Source organism: Polynucleobacter necessarius (genome assembly GCF_900095195.1).
In the GTDB taxonomy this organism is placed as follows: Bacteria; Pseudomonadota; Gammaproteobacteria; order Burkholderiales; family Burkholderiaceae; genus Polynucleobacter; species Polynucleobacter necessarius_G.
This window is the reverse complement of record NZ_LT606950.1, coordinates 1,478,173-1,493,461: the sequence shown is the minus strand read 5'-3', so window position 1 is coordinate 1,493,461 and position 15,289 is coordinate 1,478,173. Positions and strand designations below refer to the sequence as shown.

The window sequence follows — 15,289 nt, the reverse complement described above, 5'->3', positions numbered from 1 at the left end:
AATGGATATAAAAAAAACAATTCTTTGGGCTGTGTTTTCGCTGTCGGGACTAATGCTTTACAACAACTGGCAGGTCCACGAGGGCAAGCCCTCAATGTTTGGCGGTGCCCCAGTAGTTGCAACAACCTCAACTAACGCTGTAGCCACCTCAAAAGGTGATGTGCCAGCACAAATTACTTCTAAAGCCACTGGAATATCTGCTCCAGTTGAAAGTGCGGGCCCCATTGAGACCGCAGAAAAATTTGTATTACAGAACGATGTATTGGTTCTTGAAATCAGCGCAAGCGGCGCGAATGTTATTGATGCAAAGCTTCTGAAATCATTGACAGCAGAGCAAAAGCCCATTGAGTTATTTCAGTACACACCCAGCCATAAATATTTTGCTCGATCTGGGCTGATCTCTTTAAATAAGGGCGATCTGCCAAACCACACGAGCAACTTTAAACTTATTCAATCTGGTAAAGATGGCTCTGGTAGACCTTTCTTGGTGTTGGCTAGTGAGAGTGGTGACGCCCGACTAGAGAAAACGTTCATACTCAACCCGGGTAGCTATGTAGTGGATGTTGGCCATCGCGTAACACAAGGCACAAACAATCCAAACCCATTGGTTCTGTATACCGAGATCGTTCGTGATGGAATGCAAGAACAGAAGATTGGCCCCTTTGACGGTGCATTTTCTGCAAGTACTTTTACGGGCCCCGCCGCATATACAAATAAAGAAAAGTTTAATAAGCTTGAATTTACGGCTATAGACAAAAATAAGATCACCATACCAACCCAAGTTCCAGCAGGAGACCCTGCGTGGATTGCAATGGTTCAACACTACTTTGCAAGCGCATGGATTCCGGGCGATAAATTTGCGCGCGATATTTATGCAGGAAAAATTGACAACGGTTTATATCGCATCGGCCTGCAAACCCCGCTGGGCTTGGTAGCGCCCGGATCTGTGGTAGTTGAGAGGGCCCAGCTTTTTGTGGGGCCACAAGAAGAAAAAGTTTTAGAAACGATTGCCCCTGGATTTGAGTTATTGAAAGACTATGGCTACTTAACCATTATTGCGAAACCGATTTTTTGGCTACTTGAAAAAATTCATGTTTACGTTGGCAATTGGGGCTGGTCAATTATTTTGCTAACCATTTTGATCAAGCTGGTGTTCTTCCCGCTTTCAACTGCTAGCTATAAATCCATGGCGCGCATGAAGGAGGTTCAGCCGCGGTTAATGGCAATGAAAGAGCAATACAAAGGCGATCCACAAAAGCTCAATCAAGCCATGATGGAAATGTATCGTAAAGAAAAAATTAATCCATTAGGCGGCTGCTTTCCGGTGCTGATTCAGATCCCCGTGTTTATCTCCCTGTACTGGGTTCTCTTATCCTCTGTTGAGATGCGTGGCGCGCCCTGGATCTTGTGGATTCATGATTTATCAATCCCAGACCCGTATTACATTTTGCCGGTGATCATGGCGGTGTCGATGTTTGTACAAACCAAACTTAACCCAACGCCACCAGATCCAATTCAGGCCAAGGTGGTGATGTACATGCCAATCGTGTTTTCGATCATGTTCTTCTTCTTCCCTGCCGGCCTTGTTTTGTATTGGGTTGTAAACAATCTACTCTCCATTGCACAACAATGGCAAATCAACCAAATGTTTGGAAAAAAAGAAGCCAAATAATTTGTTAATGGCTCTTAATTACTAAGAGGCGCACAGCAATGATGATCCGTAAGTTGCCCATTATTGCTGTAGCTACTGCCCCAGGCAAAGCGGGGGTTGGCGTCATTCGTTTGAGCGGCCAAAATCTAAACCCAATTGTTCAAGCGCTTTTTCAAAAAACGCTACAGCCACGACAGGCTACTCTTTTGAGTTTGCGGGATGCATCTGACCAATTAATTGATCAACTGGTAGCCATTTATTTTGTTTCGCCAGCCTCGTTTACTGGAGAAGATGTGCTTGAGCTTCAGTACCATGGTGGGCCCCAACTTCTTGAGTTCGTGATGAAGCGATGTCTTGAGATGGGGAAAGATCTTGGCTTGGTGATTGCTGAGCCTGGAGAATTCACGCTCCGCGCATATTTAAATAACAAGGTGGTCCTAGCTCAGGCTGAAGCAATTGCTGACTTGCTTGATGCCAAAAGCGAAGCTGCGGTTCGCGGCGCCGCACGCTCTTTGCGGGGCGCATTTTCAGATGACATCAATAATCTTGTTAAAGAAATAACGCAGCTCAGAATTTTGGTTGAGTCGACATTAGATTTTCCCGAAGAGGAAATCGAATTTTTAGAAAATACACAAGCGCGTGAGCGTCTAACGGCGGTTAAACAGAAGTTGGAGATATTGCGCGATGGTGCCAAGCAAGGAAAAATCTTGCGCGACGGCATTCAATTGGTTTTGGTGAGCTCGCCTAATGTTGGCAAGAGCTCTCTCTTAAAATCGTTTAGCCGGAGAAGACGTTGCCATTGTGACCCCAATCGCCGGAACTACTCGAGACCGCGTTAAAGAAAGCATCCAAATTGAGGGTGTGCCCATGCATGTCATCTATTGTCCAGCCTGGCCGGAAATAATCCCAACACCCTTTTTATCTCAGTCAAAACCGGACAGGGCATAGATGCCCTAAGACAAAAGATTTTGGAGGCAGTAGGTTGGAACGGGCCCAAAGAGGGGGCTATAGTAGCCCGTAGGCGCCATTTAGACTGTATAGAGCGTGCCGCAGAACATATTGAAAATCAGAACAGTTCACAGCAAATGGCAACAATAGTCTGGAGTTGTTTGCAGAAGAGCTATCTTTAGCCAAACATCAGTTGGGTCAAATTACCGGAAAAGTGCTTCCAGACGATCTTTTGGGAAAGATTTTTAGTCAATTTTGCATTGGCAAGTAAATCGCATTGTGACATCTAGGGTAAACACGTCAAATATGACCAAAATGTTAGAATCTCATCGGATTAAAAAATTCAATTTTCATAGGGAAACATATGACCTCAACCACTACCGGCCAGATCAATGTGAATGCGCCAGCGTACGTAAAAAACCAGCGTTTAATCGAGTGGGTTGCTGAAGTTGCAGCATTAACCAAGCCCGACGCTATTCGTTGGTGTGACGGCTCCCAAGCTGAGTACGACGAGCTATGTGAATTATTGGTTAAAGCGGGTGTGTTTAAGCGACTGAATCCTGCTAAGCGCAAAAATTCCTTTTTGGCTCTTTCTGACCCAGAAGATGTGGCGCGTGTCGAAGATCGCACATTTATTTGTTCTGCAAAAAAGGAGGATGCTGGTCCCACAAACAACTGGGTGGAACCAAGTGAAATGCGTGCAACACTACAGCCACTATTTGACGGTTGCATGCGTGGCAGAACTATGTATGTAGTGCCGTTCTCAATGGGCCCAATTGGTTCGTCTATCGCCCACATTGGCGTTGAGTTGTCAGACAGCCCTTACGTTGCAATCAATATGCGTTTGATGACCCGTATGGGCAAAGCAGTTATTGACCAGCTGGGTGCGGACGGCGAATTTGTTCCTTGCATTCATACGGTTGGCAAGCCCTTGGTCGCCGGTGAAAAAGACGTTGCATGGCCAAACAATAAAAATAAATATATTGTTCACTATCCAGAAACGCGCGCGATCTGGTCTTTTGGGTCCGGTTACGGCGGCAATGCATTGTTAGGAAAAAAATGTTTCGCACTGCGCATTGCTTCCAATATGGGTCGTGATCAAGGCTGGCTTGCTGAGCACATGCTGATTTTGGGTGTGACTTCACCAGAAGGCAAGAAGTACCACATTGCAGCTGCGTTCCCATCGGCTTGCGGCAAAACTAATTTCTCGATGATGATCCCACCAAAAGGATTCGATGGTTGGAAGGTTACTACTATTGGTGATGACATCGCCTGGATTAAGCCTCGCAAAGATCCTGTTACTGGTAAAACCCGTTTGTTCGCAATCAACCCAGAGTCTGGTTACTTCGGCGTTGCCCCAGGAACAAATCGTCAAACCAATCAAAACTGTATCGATTCCTTGAACCAAGATGTGATTTTCACGAACGTTGGCCTTACCGATGATGGGGACGTTTGGTGGGAGGGGTTGACTGAGACTCCCCCAGCTCACCTCATTGATTGGCAAGGCAAGGATTGGACCCCAGCAGATGGTACAGCAGGTCGCAAGGCGGCGCACCCCAATTCACGTTTTACTGTGGCCGCAACAAATAACCCTGCAGTAGATCCGAAGTGGGACGATCCAGAGGGCGTTCCAATCGATGCGTTCTTGTTTGGCGGTCGTCGTTCAAACACCGTTCCTTTGGTAAGTGAGGCGCGCGATTGGGTTGAGGGCGTTTACATGGCCGCTACTTTAGGGTCAGAAACAACCGCCGCTATTACCGGTCAAATTGGTGTTGTGCGTCGCGATCCGTTTGCCATGATCGCTTTTGCCGGTTACAACATGAGCGACTATTTCCAGCACTGGCTAAATATTGGCAAGACGCTCGAGGCAGAAGGTGCAACGCTACCCAAGATCTATTGTGTGAACTGGTTCCGCAAAGATGAAAACGGTAAATTTGTATGGCCAGGCTTTGGTGAAAACATGCGTGTTCTCTCTTGGATTTTGGATCGCGCAGAAGGTAAGGCAAATGGCAAAGAGACTCCGTTTGGCATCACCCCTGAATATAGCGATATGCACTGGGGCGGTCTAGATTACTCCGAAGAGAAGTTCGCCAAAGCGATTACTGTGGCGGTAGACGACTGGAAAAATGAGTTGAAACTGCATACCGAATTGTTCAATCATTTAGGCGAGCGTTTACCGAAAGAGCTCAAAGAGACTCGCGCCAAGATTGAACAGCGCTTGAATGCCTAATTGGCAAAGCCTTAGCAATACTGCACTGTTAATTTAATGACAAAACCCCAGCACCATGACATCGTGGTGATTGGGGCAGGCATTTGTGGCGCAACAATTGCACATGAGTTGCTAGAGCGCAGTAAATCTGTTTGCGTTATTGATGCTGCCTCGTACCCAGCATCCGCTTGCTCAAAACACGCATACGCGATTGCGCACCCCCATATTGGCAAAGGAGCCTCGCGCTTATTGCGTTTAACGCGCTTGGCATTCTTGCTAGCTGAGGCCAGATGGGGCAAGCCTTGGCAGGCCCATGGCATTTTCAGCCAACCAAAAAAGACAAAATATTTGACCGACAGGCCGTCTCAACGCATTTACATTCGCTGGATTTAAAAGAGGATATTGCGGTTGCATGCAGCGCGGAAGAGGTGGAAAAGCTTTGCGGAATTTCTCAAAGCGGGGTTTGGATTTCGCGGGGTGCGACATTAAATCTTTCTGATGCAACTAAAGATATGTTGCGCAAACACGAGCGACTTACTTGCATATGGAATACACAAGCTGCTCGATTAGAGGAGCGTGAAGGTGTTTGGTATTTATTAAATTCGACATTGTTACCGCTAAATATGTGGTGATTGCCGCGGCGCTAAATAGCAAAGCCCTAATTAGTAGTCTTGGCGTCCGCCTGCCCTTACGCCCCGTGCGCGGATAACTGAGTATTTTCTCAATTGGCCCGCAGGATCCTTGGGTTTCGAAATTGCCCAGAGTGAGAATCTCTGGCGATGGATATTGTTTACCCGCGCAGCAACTTGAGGATGGAAGCTTTCGCTGGATTGTTGGACCCAGTTTTGATGAAGGTGAAGATGATCTTGCGCCAAGACAGGCGAGCGACGACTTTAATCGTGAACAAGCAAAAGGTTTGGTGAATTATTCCGAAGGAAATACCGCAAGTCTGATTATTGGCGGCAAGTTTGTGGGCGTGCGTTGTGTCGCTGGCGATCGCTTACCCATTATTGGTACTTTGAAACAACGGCCAGGCATTTTCATTGCCACGGCCTTGGGATCCAGGCGCGTGTTGTGGTCGGCCCTAGCAGCCAAGTTAATTGCGGCTCAACTGCTAGAGGATGACTTTGCTTTGCTGGCGCGCTTAGGCTTTGCGGCAGACTTAGTTGCAGCGCTCGCCCCAGCGCGCTTCTTGGCTGGCGCCTTAGCAGTACCCGGCGCTTTAGCTTCAAATTCAAAACCAATTTTTCCGTCTAAACCCAAGGCTAAGTAGGCTTTAAAGCCGCGACCAGTGCGGTTCGATTTGAAATTACTGAGAAGATCGGTTTTGCCTTCCTTGAGCAACTTTTGAATCTGTTCAGCGGAAACCTCCTGCTGCAGAGCAACCTTGCCAGTTTTAAAGTCGCACGATTTGTTGGGCCCTGTATTGCTTTCGCAAAGGTAGCGCATTCCGTCTTCGTAAACTGCGCCAGAACATTTTGGACATGCGCCCAATGCTTGACGACCGGTGAAGTCGATTGCCTCAGCATCGTTTTCTTCTGTGTTGCCAAAGTCAAACTCTAGCTTGAAGCCAGCATTTGGATAATCAGCATCATCTTCTGGAATTTCTGTCAGCTTAATAATTGCCGCAAATGGGCGGCCCATTTTGCCGCGGAATCCTTGGAGTGGGCCAATAGTTTTCTCACGCAGCAGTTCTTCCACTTCGGGATATTCAAAAGCACGACCACCCGGAGTTTTGCTAATCGTGAAGCCACATTTTTCACAGGCAAATCGACGGTAATTCTCTTTTACTGGGCCTTTGCAATGTGGGCACGGTGTGTTTAAGGTCGCATAGTCCCCAGGAATGGTGTCGCTATCATATTCTTTAGCGCGTTTCACAATGCGCTGCGTCATTTGCGCAATTTCTTGCATAAATGTGGCGCGATTCATCTTGCCTTGCTCAATGAGTGATAGCTTGTTTTCCCAGCTGCCAGTCAAGTCTGGACGTGTTAACTCTTCCACGTCAAGGCCGCGCAATAAAGTCATTAATTGAAATGCTTTTGCTGTCGGAATCAGTTCGCGCGCCTCACGCACTATGTATTTTTCAGCCAACAATCCTTCAATAATTGCTGCCCGCGTAGCAGGAGTTCCTAGGCCCTTTTTGGCCATAGCTTCGCGCATTTCATCGTCATCGACCCATTTGCCGGCACTTTCCATTGCAGAGAGCAAAGTGGCTTCTGTATAGCGAGCGAACGGCTTTGTTTTTAGGGGAACGGCAACCACAGACCCGGTTTGAACGTTTTCGCCCTCTTGTGCGGGCACTAATTCATCCTCAGCTTGATTGGATTTGCCATAAACGCTTAGCCAGCCAGGATTAACCAAGACACGGCCTTCGGTTTTGAAGTGGTGGCCTGATACTTCCGTGATGCGTGTGGTGACTTTAAATTCCGCCGCAGAAAAAAAAACGGCTAAGAAGCGACGAACCACTAAGTCATAGATCTTAGCCTCTGGCTCGCTCAGGCTCTTGGGCGTTTCGAGAGTGGGAATAATTGCAAAGTGATCTGAAATCTTTGAGTTATCAAAAATGCGCTTGTTTTGTTTTATCCAGCCATAACCAGGATTTGCCTTTGAATCTTTGGGGTCGCCTTGCAGAATTTGTTTGGCAAACGGGCGGTAGTCTTGCGAGTGATCAGCAAGATTTTCCATGATTTGTTTAACCGTATCCAAAGAGTCCTCTGGAAGCGCTTTTGCATCAGTACGTGGGTAGGTTAAAACCTTGTGTCTCTCGTAAAAAGCTTGCGCTAGTCCCAGGGTGTTCTTTGCTGAGAAACCAAAACGTGCATTGGCTTCACGTTGTAGGCTGGTTAAATCAAAAAGCTGTGGAGCAAGTTGTGCTACCGGTTTTGACTCTTCACTAACGGAGGCTTTTTTGCCACGACAGGCAGCCACAATGTTTTGTGCGGCAGCCTCGCTCCACAAGCGGTTTTCACGTGCATCAGGCTCGGCGACATCTTTCTTAAATTTAGGATAAAACCAACGTCCTTCGTATACGCCTGCCGCAGCAATGAACTCAGCTTTTACTTCCCAGTAGTCTTTAGAAACAAACTTATGAATTAGCTCTTCACGATCAACCACAATTGATAGCGTTGGTGTCTGCACACGACCAACCGTTGTTAAAAAGAAGCCACCACTCTTGCTATTGAACGCGGTCATGGCGCGAGTGCCGTTGATGCCAACCAGCCAATCGGCCTCCGAACGACAGCGTGCCGCATCTGCTAGCGGCTGCATTTCATCGTCGGAGCGCAGGCTTGCGAAACCCTCTCGAATGGCTGCGGGCGTCATGGATTGCAGCCACAGGCGTTTGATGGTTTGTGACGCTTTAGCGTGTTGCGCGATAAGTCTGAAAATAAGCTCACCCTCGCGCCCCGCGTCACAGGCATTAATTAGAGAAGTGACATCTTTGCGTTTAATGAGCTTCTGTAGGACCTTGAGCCGAGATTCGGTTTTTGCAATGGGTCGCAAATCAAAATAAGGAGGCACCACAGGCAAGTTAGCGAAAGACCATTTACCGCGTTTAACGTCATATTCTTCTGGCGCAGCAATTTCTAATAAGTGGCCTACCGCAGATGAGATGAGAAAGTCATCGCTTTCAAAGCAGTCTTCATGCTTGGTAAAGCCACCCAGAGCCTTTGCAATGTCATTGGCTACCGATGGCTTTTCGGCAATGATTAATGCCTTTGGCTGGTCCACGGATGTAGTTTTGGAGCTGCTTTTGGTAGATGCTTTAGCCACGCGTTTGCCTAAATTTGAGCCTGAATCAATATTTTTAATGGTGAAAATGGAGGGCCAATTTAAGCCAACTTGCGATTTGGCCCAGCACAACCCCCTTTTTTTATTATCAACCGATAAATCTGGAAAAGTCCAAAAACCATCCATCTGGGGGTATTTCGAGGCCATATTAAAAGCCGGTGATTCATATCAAAACCCAACTTATCTTCTAAAACCCTATAAAAAACAATAATTTACAGAAAATTCAAGTCCTCCAGCATTTCGTTGGGCTCACAAACTAGTGTGGCCCCCTGCTGAATGAGTTCGTGGCAACCAGCATGAAGAGGCTCATCAATGGGCCCCGGCAACGCAAATACCTCTCTCCCGAGATCAGCCGCAAACCTGGCGGTGATTAAAGACCCAGATTTTTGGGCGGCTTCAATCACAACAACCCCTGATACTAGGGCCGCAATGATGCGGTTGCGTTTGGGGAAATGAAAGGCTTGCGGGCCAACTCCTGGGGCAAACTCTGAAACTAGCAATCCATTTCTGTTGATTGCTCTGGCTAGGGCCAAGCGCTCCTTGAGATAGGTAATGTCTAGCCCCGTCCCACAAACTGCTACAGTCCGAGGTCCGATAGCCAGCGCTCCCGCATAGGCGGCACCATCAATACCTCTTGCTAGTCCAGAAACAACAACAGCACCCGCCCGAGCCAAGAAGCGCGCAAAGAGATGGGCGCTTCTTAGTCCATGAATACTTGCCCTGCGAGAGCCAACAATAGCAATCATGGGCTGGTTTAGAGGCTCTATGTTCCTGAAACGTACAGGCAAGATGAGGGTCATAGAGATCATTGATGCGCGCGGGATAGCATTTTTCGCCGCACAAAATTTTATGAACAATGTTTTTTGCCTGAAGTGCTGTCATCAGGTCATTTTGAGGCGTTGCAATTTACGAACAATCGGGACAGATAGATTGCTCTGTTAGATAATTCCTACATGGCTTTGCTAACCGTACTTTGCTACCCCGATCCGCGCCTTCATAAAGTTGCCAAACCTGTGGCGCAGGTAGACGATCGCATCAAAAAAATTGTCGCCGATATGGCGGAGACGATGTATGACGCTCCCGGTGTTGGATTGGCGGCAACTCAGGTTGATATCCATGAACGCATTGTCGTGATTGATGTATCAGATGATCAGAATGAATTAAGAGTGTTCATCAATCCAGTAATTACTTGGGCCAGCCCGGAGAAAAAAACGTGGCGCGAGGGATGCCTATCCGTACCAGAGTTTTATGACGAAGTTGAGCGACCGGCCCAAATTCGCGTAAGGGCCTTAGACCTGAATGGCAAAGAATGTGAACTTGAGGCCGATGGATTGTTGGCCGTGTGTTTGCAGCATGAGCTAGATCACTTACAGGGCAAAGTGTTTGTTGAATACCTCTCATTACTAAAACGAAATCGTATTTCGCAAAAAATGAAGAAGCGTGCAAAAGAGCTTGTTGGTCAGCGCTAAGCATTCATGAAAATTGTTTTTGCTGGCACCCCAGAGTTTGCAGCGCGGGCCATGCGCGCTATCTACGATGCGGGCCATGAAATCGTTTTGGCGCTTACTCAGCCCGATCGGCGTGCGGGTAGGGGAATGCAACTGCAAGCAAGCCCGGTAAAAGCATTTTCTTTGGAAAAAAACATTGTGGTGTTGCAGCCCGAAACATTGCGACGTAACAATGTTGATGCGCAAAAAAGACAACAAGCTGAACAGGCCTATCAACAGCTATGTAATTTAGAATTTGATGCCATGGTCGTTGTGGCATATGGACTGATTCTGCCGCAAGATATTTTGGGCATTAGCGAACGCCCAGGCAGACATGGTAGCTTCAATATTCATGCGTCCCTTTTGCCGCGTTGGCGCGGAGCAGCCCCCATCCAACGGGCTATAGAGAGCGGCGATCAAAAGATCGGCGTTTGCATTATGCAAATGGATGTGGGTCTTGATACTGGCGATATGATCATGGTTGAAGAGTTAGAAATTGCTACGGATGAAACCAGCGCATCCTTGCATGATCGGCTCGCACAACTAGGCTCAAAGTTGATTGTGAATGTGCTGGCAGATTTGGAAAATAAAAATCCAGTAGCCCGAATTCCTCAGTCGATTATTGGCGTCACTTATGCCGAGAAAATATTAAAAACAGAAGCAGAAATCGACTGGCATCTTGATGCGCAGCAAATTGACGCCAAAATTCGGGCATTCAATCCATTTCCGGGCGCCTATTCTCTATTGGAAGGCCAGCCTATAAAGTTTTGGCGGTCTGCTATTGCAATAGATTGCACTAATAAGGCACTTCGACCAGGAGATGTGTTTGGGATTGGTGAGCGCGGAGTCTATGTGCAGTGTGGATTAGGCGTTGTTGAGATTTTGGAGATGCAAAAACCTGGCGGGAAAAGGTTGCCCGCAAGGACGGTTCTTCAAGCGCTGAATGTTGAAGAGAAGCCCCTTCGCTTTCAAATAAAGGCCAAGTAATCTTCATTTTGAATGCGCCCATTGCCTGATCAAAAATCCCCAAATAATTTACCGCTTTCTGAGGCCATTACGATTGCTGCGCAAGCGATTACTGAGGTAATGAGCGGTCGGTCGTTGACAGAAGTTTTAGAACAGCTTGAGGCGCACGAAAGACCCATCGTACAAAGCTTAAGTTTTGATGCTTTGCGTAAATGGGTTCGCTCGCATGAGCTTATTAGGCAGTTTGTTCCAAAGGCGCCACCACTGGAAGTTGACCATTTATTGAGCGTAGCCATTGCATTGTTTATACGTGATGGCTCAGAGAATAAGTCTTATGCAGCGCATGCTATTGTTGATCAAGCGGTTAAGGCTTGCTCGGAGTATGAAAAACGCAATATGCAAAAGGCTTAGTTAATGCTGTGCTCCGCAAAGTAAGTCAGACCCTGCAGCCACCTGAAGCAGCGCTCCAATATCCGCCAGACCCCATACCCATGTTTGTCCCTCCGTGGTGGTGAGAAAATCTCAAGCGAAACTATTCGAATCAGTAGCAATCCATTTTGTTTGCGCAGGCCAATCGCGCGCCACTTATTTTGCGGGTCAATCAAAAACAATATTCGCGTGAACAATACCAAGCATTACTCAGTGATGTCGGTATTGAGTCTGCTCCCATTGATTCGGTTGCGGGAGTTTCTTTACCGAGCGTACTCTTAATTTCGAATCCAGTCCCGGTCTCTGAGTTGCCCGGTTTTTATGGCGGCGCCACTTCTGTTCAAGATGCGGTGGCGCAAATTGCTGCCACTCTATTAAATCCCCAGCCCGGTAATTCGATATTGGATGCATATGCTGCGCCTGGTGGTAAAACTGCCCATTTATTAGAGATGGCGGATTGCCAAATGTTAGCGTTGGAGTTGGATGGCGAGCGCATTGGAAAAATTAGCGGCAATTTGGACAGGCTCCGCCTAAATTCAGATAAGGTTGAAGTGTTTCGTGGTGATGCCTCAAACGGAGCATGGTGGGATGGCGAGCCCTTTGATAAGATTTTTTGGATGCGCCCCGCTCAGCTTCGGGAATTGTTTCCAGGCATCCGGATATTCCATTTTTGCGTCGTGAGGCTGATGTAAAGGCGCTCCAGCAAAAGCAGCGAGAGATTTTGGATTCAGGCGTGGAAGATGCTTCTGGTAAATGGCTTGCTTTTATATGTCACTTGTTCTGTATTTCCCGAGGAAGGCGAAGATCAGGCAATATGGTTTGCGCAGCAGCAAGGCAATGCGGTACGATTAGACGCTCCAGGACAGATTTTGCCTTCCCAGGCCAATGATGGTTTTACTATGCCTTGTTTAAGAAAAATGGGCCATGAGCCAAAGAATTAAACAATTCATCTTTTTCTGCTTGATCGGGTTGAGTGTTATATCAACAGCCATTAATGCTGAAGGCATCAAAATCAAATCGTTTGAGCTAGAAAAGGTTGGTGGTGACTGGCTATTGAATGCGGGTTTTCAAATTGAACTGTCGCCTGGTTTGGAAGATGCCGTTCAAAAAGGGGTCGTCTTATATTTCCAGACCGATTTTGAGTTAACTCGCTCACGGTGGTATTGGTTTGATGAGAAAGCGATAATTGCACAACGACAATCCCGTTTGTCGTATCAACCATTAACACAGCAATATCGTATTGCATCAGATGGCTTCACCTTTTCGGCAAAAACGATTTCAGAGGCCTTACAAGCGGTGGGAACAATTGGCGGCTGGCGGGTGGTTGATGGCAGTCGGCTTGATGCTAGAAAAACTTACACAGCGAGTCTTCGAATGGCATTAGATTTGGGCAAGCTACCAAAACCATTTCAAGTAAATGCTCTCAATAATCGAGAATGGAGCGTCTCGAGTGAGTGGGTGCGCATGTCCTTTACTACAACCGGACCCAGCCTAGTTAAGCGATGATAAAAACTCTAGCATCTCGCAAGCCCAGCTTCTTTGATTCAAAAGTTTGGCGCAAAATTGTGTTGCCGACTTTTGTTGGGGTAATAGGCGCTTTTGCCCTCTTGCTATTGGCCTTATTATCGATTGCGTCTTCTAATACCGAGTTTTTTGATCGCTACTTTATTTGGTTATATGCCGCGAATGTCATCATTGGCACGTGCCTGACATTGGTGATTTTGACTTTAGTGGTGGTTATTGCTATTCGTTGGCATCGCGGACACTTTGGCACGCGCCTCATCGCAAAGCTGGCAATGATTTTTGCCCTGGTTGGTGTTGTCCCTGGATTAATTTTGTACGGAGTCTCCCTGCAATTCGTATCAAGAAGTATTGAAACTTGGTTTGATGTGCAAGTAGAGTCGGCCCTTAACTCCGGCCTCGAATTGGGACGCGTAACCTTGCGGGTGGCCCAAGAGGAAATCTTGGCAGAAGGAAATTACATTGCTGAACAGATCGTTTTGGCGCCATCGGGATCGACTGCGGAGCAAGTTGCTTCGGCGGTCATGAAGATTCGTAGCCAATTTGGCATCCAAGAGCTGAGCCTCTTTAGTATTCGGCGCAACATGATTTTTACAAGCGAGGCAAAACCCAAGAAATACTTGCCCCCCCCAAGCGCTGACGTCATAACTGAAGCATTTAAAAAGAAGGGCACCACCTTTATTGATCAAGTTGACGTTGATGGTGGTCAAAAGACCTATCGTGTGCGCGCAATCGTGCCGGTGATACGCAAAAAAACTATTCAGAGTAAGCATGATTCCAGCAAAGACTTAGATGATCGCTATTTTCTGCAGTTGGTTCGTTACATTCCGATTCCGTTAGCGAAAAACATTAATGCTGTAGAGACGGCATATAGCGATTATCAAGAAAAATCGCTTGGTCGAAGCGGCCTGCGCAAAATGTTTGTTGGAACCCTAACGCTCACCCTCTTTTTTGCGTTGTTTGTCGCAGTGATACTAGCGTTGATGCTTGGTCGTCAGTTAGCCAAGCCATTGCTGATGCTTCTAAAAGGAACCCAAGCAGTCGCCCAAGGAGATTTATCGCCAAAGCCAGAACTTGATACTGGCGACGAGTTAGGCATGCTTACTCGTCAATTTAATGTCATGACAAAACAGCTCGCCGATACTCGCAACTCATTACAAGAGTCGAAAGCTTTTTTAGAAAAAGTCTTGGGCAGCCTGACTGCCGGAGTGTGTATTTTTGATAAACACTATAACGTTGTGTCTAGCAATGCGGGTGCAGACCGTATTTTTGCGCAAGACTTAACCCTGCTAGATGGTAAACCACTAAGTAGCAACCCCGCCCTCATTGGGTTTGAGGAGGCCATCAAAGAAGGCTTCGCTACGATGAAGCTGTCTCTGGCAGAAGAAAAGCCGGACATAGCGGCAACTCAAAAATCTTCCCCAATTTGGCAAAAACAAATTCAATTACATGCCAATGCCGAATATGAAAATGATCTTGGTATTACTCTATTTGTGCGGGGCACTAAATTAACAGATGAGCTGCGCATGGTGGTATTCGATGACATTACTGATGTAGTTAGTGCGCAAAGATCGATCGCATGGAGTGAAGTGGCTAGAAGACTTGCGCATGAAATTAAAAATCCACTAACCCCAATTCAGCTCTCTGCTGAACGCCTGCAACATAAACTTGCTGGTAAGTTGAGTCCCGAGCAAGAGGAGATGATTAATCGCAGCACGGAAACCATTATTGGCCAAGTTCAGGCAATGAAGGAAATGGCGAATGACTTCCGGGATTTTGCGAAGACGCCAACCCCGCAATTAAAACCCGTTTCAATTAATACGCTGGCAACAGAAATATTGGGGCTGTATGAAGGCAGTCCTTTAAAAACTAGCTTAGATCCAAATTGCCCGGATATCATGGGCGACTCAACCCAATTAAGACAAGTGATTCATAACTTATTGCAAAACGCCCAAGATGCAACGTTGGAAGGCGGTCATCAGGTAGAACCCGTTGAGGTAAAAACAGAATTAGTATCTTATGGCGAGCAAGGTGGGGTTATGCAAAATGCGGTTCGCTTAACAATAAGTGATCGCGGCGTTGGATTTCCAGCTAAGATATTGGCAAGAGCATTTGAGCCTTACGTAACGACAAAGAGTAAAGGGACGGGATTGGGTTTGGCGGTTGTGAAAAAAATTATTGATGACCATGGTGCCAAAATTGAAATCCGAAACCGCATGCAGGGAGATGAAGTGATTGGCGCACAAGCATCCATTTTGTTTATGAGCTTAGCAAAAGAGGTGGCCTAAG

General features: G+C 47.0%; 12 protein-coding genes and 3 pseudogenes. 13 read left to right on the top strand and 2 right to left on the bottom strand.

Annotation, left to right across the window (positions count from 1 at the left end; translation table 11 throughout):
- Nucleotide 1 precedes the first annotated feature (1 nt).
- The 6 genes and pseudogenes from yidC to BQ1619_RS10775 form a co-directional block, all read left to right on the top strand.
- The gene (gene yidC / locus BQ1619_RS08245; RefSeq protein WP_114663401.1) at nucleotides 2-1,672 is read left to right on the top strand and encodes a membrane protein insertase YidC; all 1,671 of its coding nucleotides are present in this window, start codon (nucleotides 2-4) and stop codon (nucleotides 1,670-1,672) included.
- A 38-nt stretch (nucleotides 1,673-1,710) separates the two neighbouring features.
- Nucleotides 1,711-2,870 (top strand): annotated as a pseudogene (locus tag BQ1619_RS08240) (tRNA modification GTPase).
- 93 nt (nucleotides 2,871-2,963) lie between these two features.
- Nucleotides 2,964-4,829, top strand: a complete 1,866-nt coding sequence (locus tag BQ1619_RS08235) for a phosphoenolpyruvate carboxykinase (GTP) (protein ID WP_114663399.1) — start codon at nucleotides 2,964-2,966, stop codon at nucleotides 4,827-4,829.
- A gap of 36 nt (nucleotides 4,830-4,865) precedes the next feature.
- Nucleotides 4,866-5,201 carry an FAD-dependent oxidoreductase gene (locus tag BQ1619_RS08230; protein ID WP_114663397.1) on the top strand — a complete coding sequence of 112 codons (336 nt, stop codon included), beginning with the start codon at nucleotides 4,866-4,868 and terminating at the stop codon, nucleotides 5,199-5,201.
- Nucleotides 5,202-5,236: 35 nt separating this feature from the next.
- The gene (locus BQ1619_RS08760; RefSeq protein WP_162784633.1) at nucleotides 5,237-5,440 is read left to right on the top strand and encodes a hypothetical protein; all 204 of its coding nucleotides are present in this window, start codon (nucleotides 5,237-5,239) and stop codon (nucleotides 5,438-5,440) included.
- Between the two features lie 131 nt (nucleotides 5,441-5,571).
- A pseudogene (locus BQ1619_RS10775) lies at nucleotides 5,572-5,856 on the top strand (FAD-dependent 5-carboxymethylaminomethyl-2-thiouridine(34) oxidoreductase MnmC); the annotation flags it as partial.
- Between the two features lie 59 nt (nucleotides 5,857-5,915).
- Here BQ1619_RS10775 and BQ1619_RS08220 read toward each other — a convergent pair.
- A complete protein-coding gene (locus BQ1619_RS08220) occupies nucleotides 5,916-8,579 on the bottom strand; it encodes a DNA topoisomerase III (protein ID WP_415066215.1) in 2,664 nt (887 codons plus the stop codon).
- Here BQ1619_RS08220 and BQ1619_RS08755 point away from each other — a divergent pair.
- The gene (locus tag BQ1619_RS08755; RefSeq protein ID WP_231968609.1) at nucleotides 8,512-8,808 is read left to right on the top strand and encodes a hypothetical protein; all 297 of its coding nucleotides are present in this window, start codon (nucleotides 8,512-8,514) and stop codon (nucleotides 8,806-8,808) included. The genes BQ1619_RS08220 and BQ1619_RS08755 overlap by 68 nt on opposite strands.
- Nucleotide 8,809: 1 nt before the next feature.
- On the opposite strand, the gene dprA is transcribed toward BQ1619_RS08755, so the two are convergent.
- Nucleotides 8,810-9,343, bottom strand: a complete 534-nt coding sequence (gene dprA, locus BQ1619_RS08215) for a DNA-processing protein DprA (protein ID WP_197711921.1) — start codon at nucleotides 9,341-9,343, stop codon at nucleotides 8,810-8,812.
- A 207-nt stretch (nucleotides 9,344-9,550) separates the two neighbouring features.
- Between dprA and def the strand changes: the two genes are divergently transcribed.
- The 6 genes and pseudogenes from def to BQ1619_RS08190 all read left to right on the top strand — a co-directional run bounded on the left by def (nucleotide 9,551) and on the right by BQ1619_RS08190 (nucleotide 15,288).
- Complete coding sequence (gene def / locus BQ1619_RS08210) at nucleotides 9,551-10,066, top strand: peptide deformylase (RefSeq protein WP_114663392.1); 516 nt, start codon at nucleotides 9,551-9,553, stop codon at nucleotides 10,064-10,066.
- Nucleotides 10,067-10,072: 6 nt separating this feature from the next.
- Entirely contained in the window at nucleotides 10,073-11,071 is a 999-nt protein-coding gene (fmt, locus tag BQ1619_RS08205) for a methionyl-tRNA formyltransferase (protein WP_114663390.1), read from the top strand.
- A 21-nt stretch (nucleotides 11,072-11,092) separates the two neighbouring features.
- Nucleotides 11,093-11,461: a 16S rRNA (cytosine(967)-C(5))-methyltransferase gene (locus BQ1619_RS10105; RefSeq protein ID WP_231968608.1), complete on the top strand. Its 369-nt coding sequence runs from the start codon at nucleotides 11,093-11,095 to the stop codon at nucleotides 11,459-11,461.
- 146 nt (nucleotides 11,462-11,607) lie between these two features.
- Nucleotides 11,608-12,368 (top strand): annotated as a pseudogene (locus BQ1619_RS10100) (16S rRNA (cytosine(967)-C(5))-methyltransferase).
- 80 nt (nucleotides 12,369-12,448) lie between these two features.
- Nucleotides 12,449-12,985, top strand: coding sequence for a DUF4390 domain-containing protein (locus BQ1619_RS08195; protein WP_231968607.1), 537 nt, complete (start codon nucleotides 12,449-12,451; stop codon nucleotides 12,983-12,985).
- Nucleotides 12,986-13,044: 59 nt separating this feature from the next.
- On the top strand, nucleotides 13,045-15,288 hold the full coding sequence (locus BQ1619_RS08190) for a sensor histidine kinase (RefSeq protein WP_231968606.1): 2,244 nt from the start codon (nucleotides 13,045-13,047) through the stop codon (nucleotides 15,286-15,288).
- The last annotated feature ends 1 nt before the right edge of the window (nucleotide 15,289 follow it).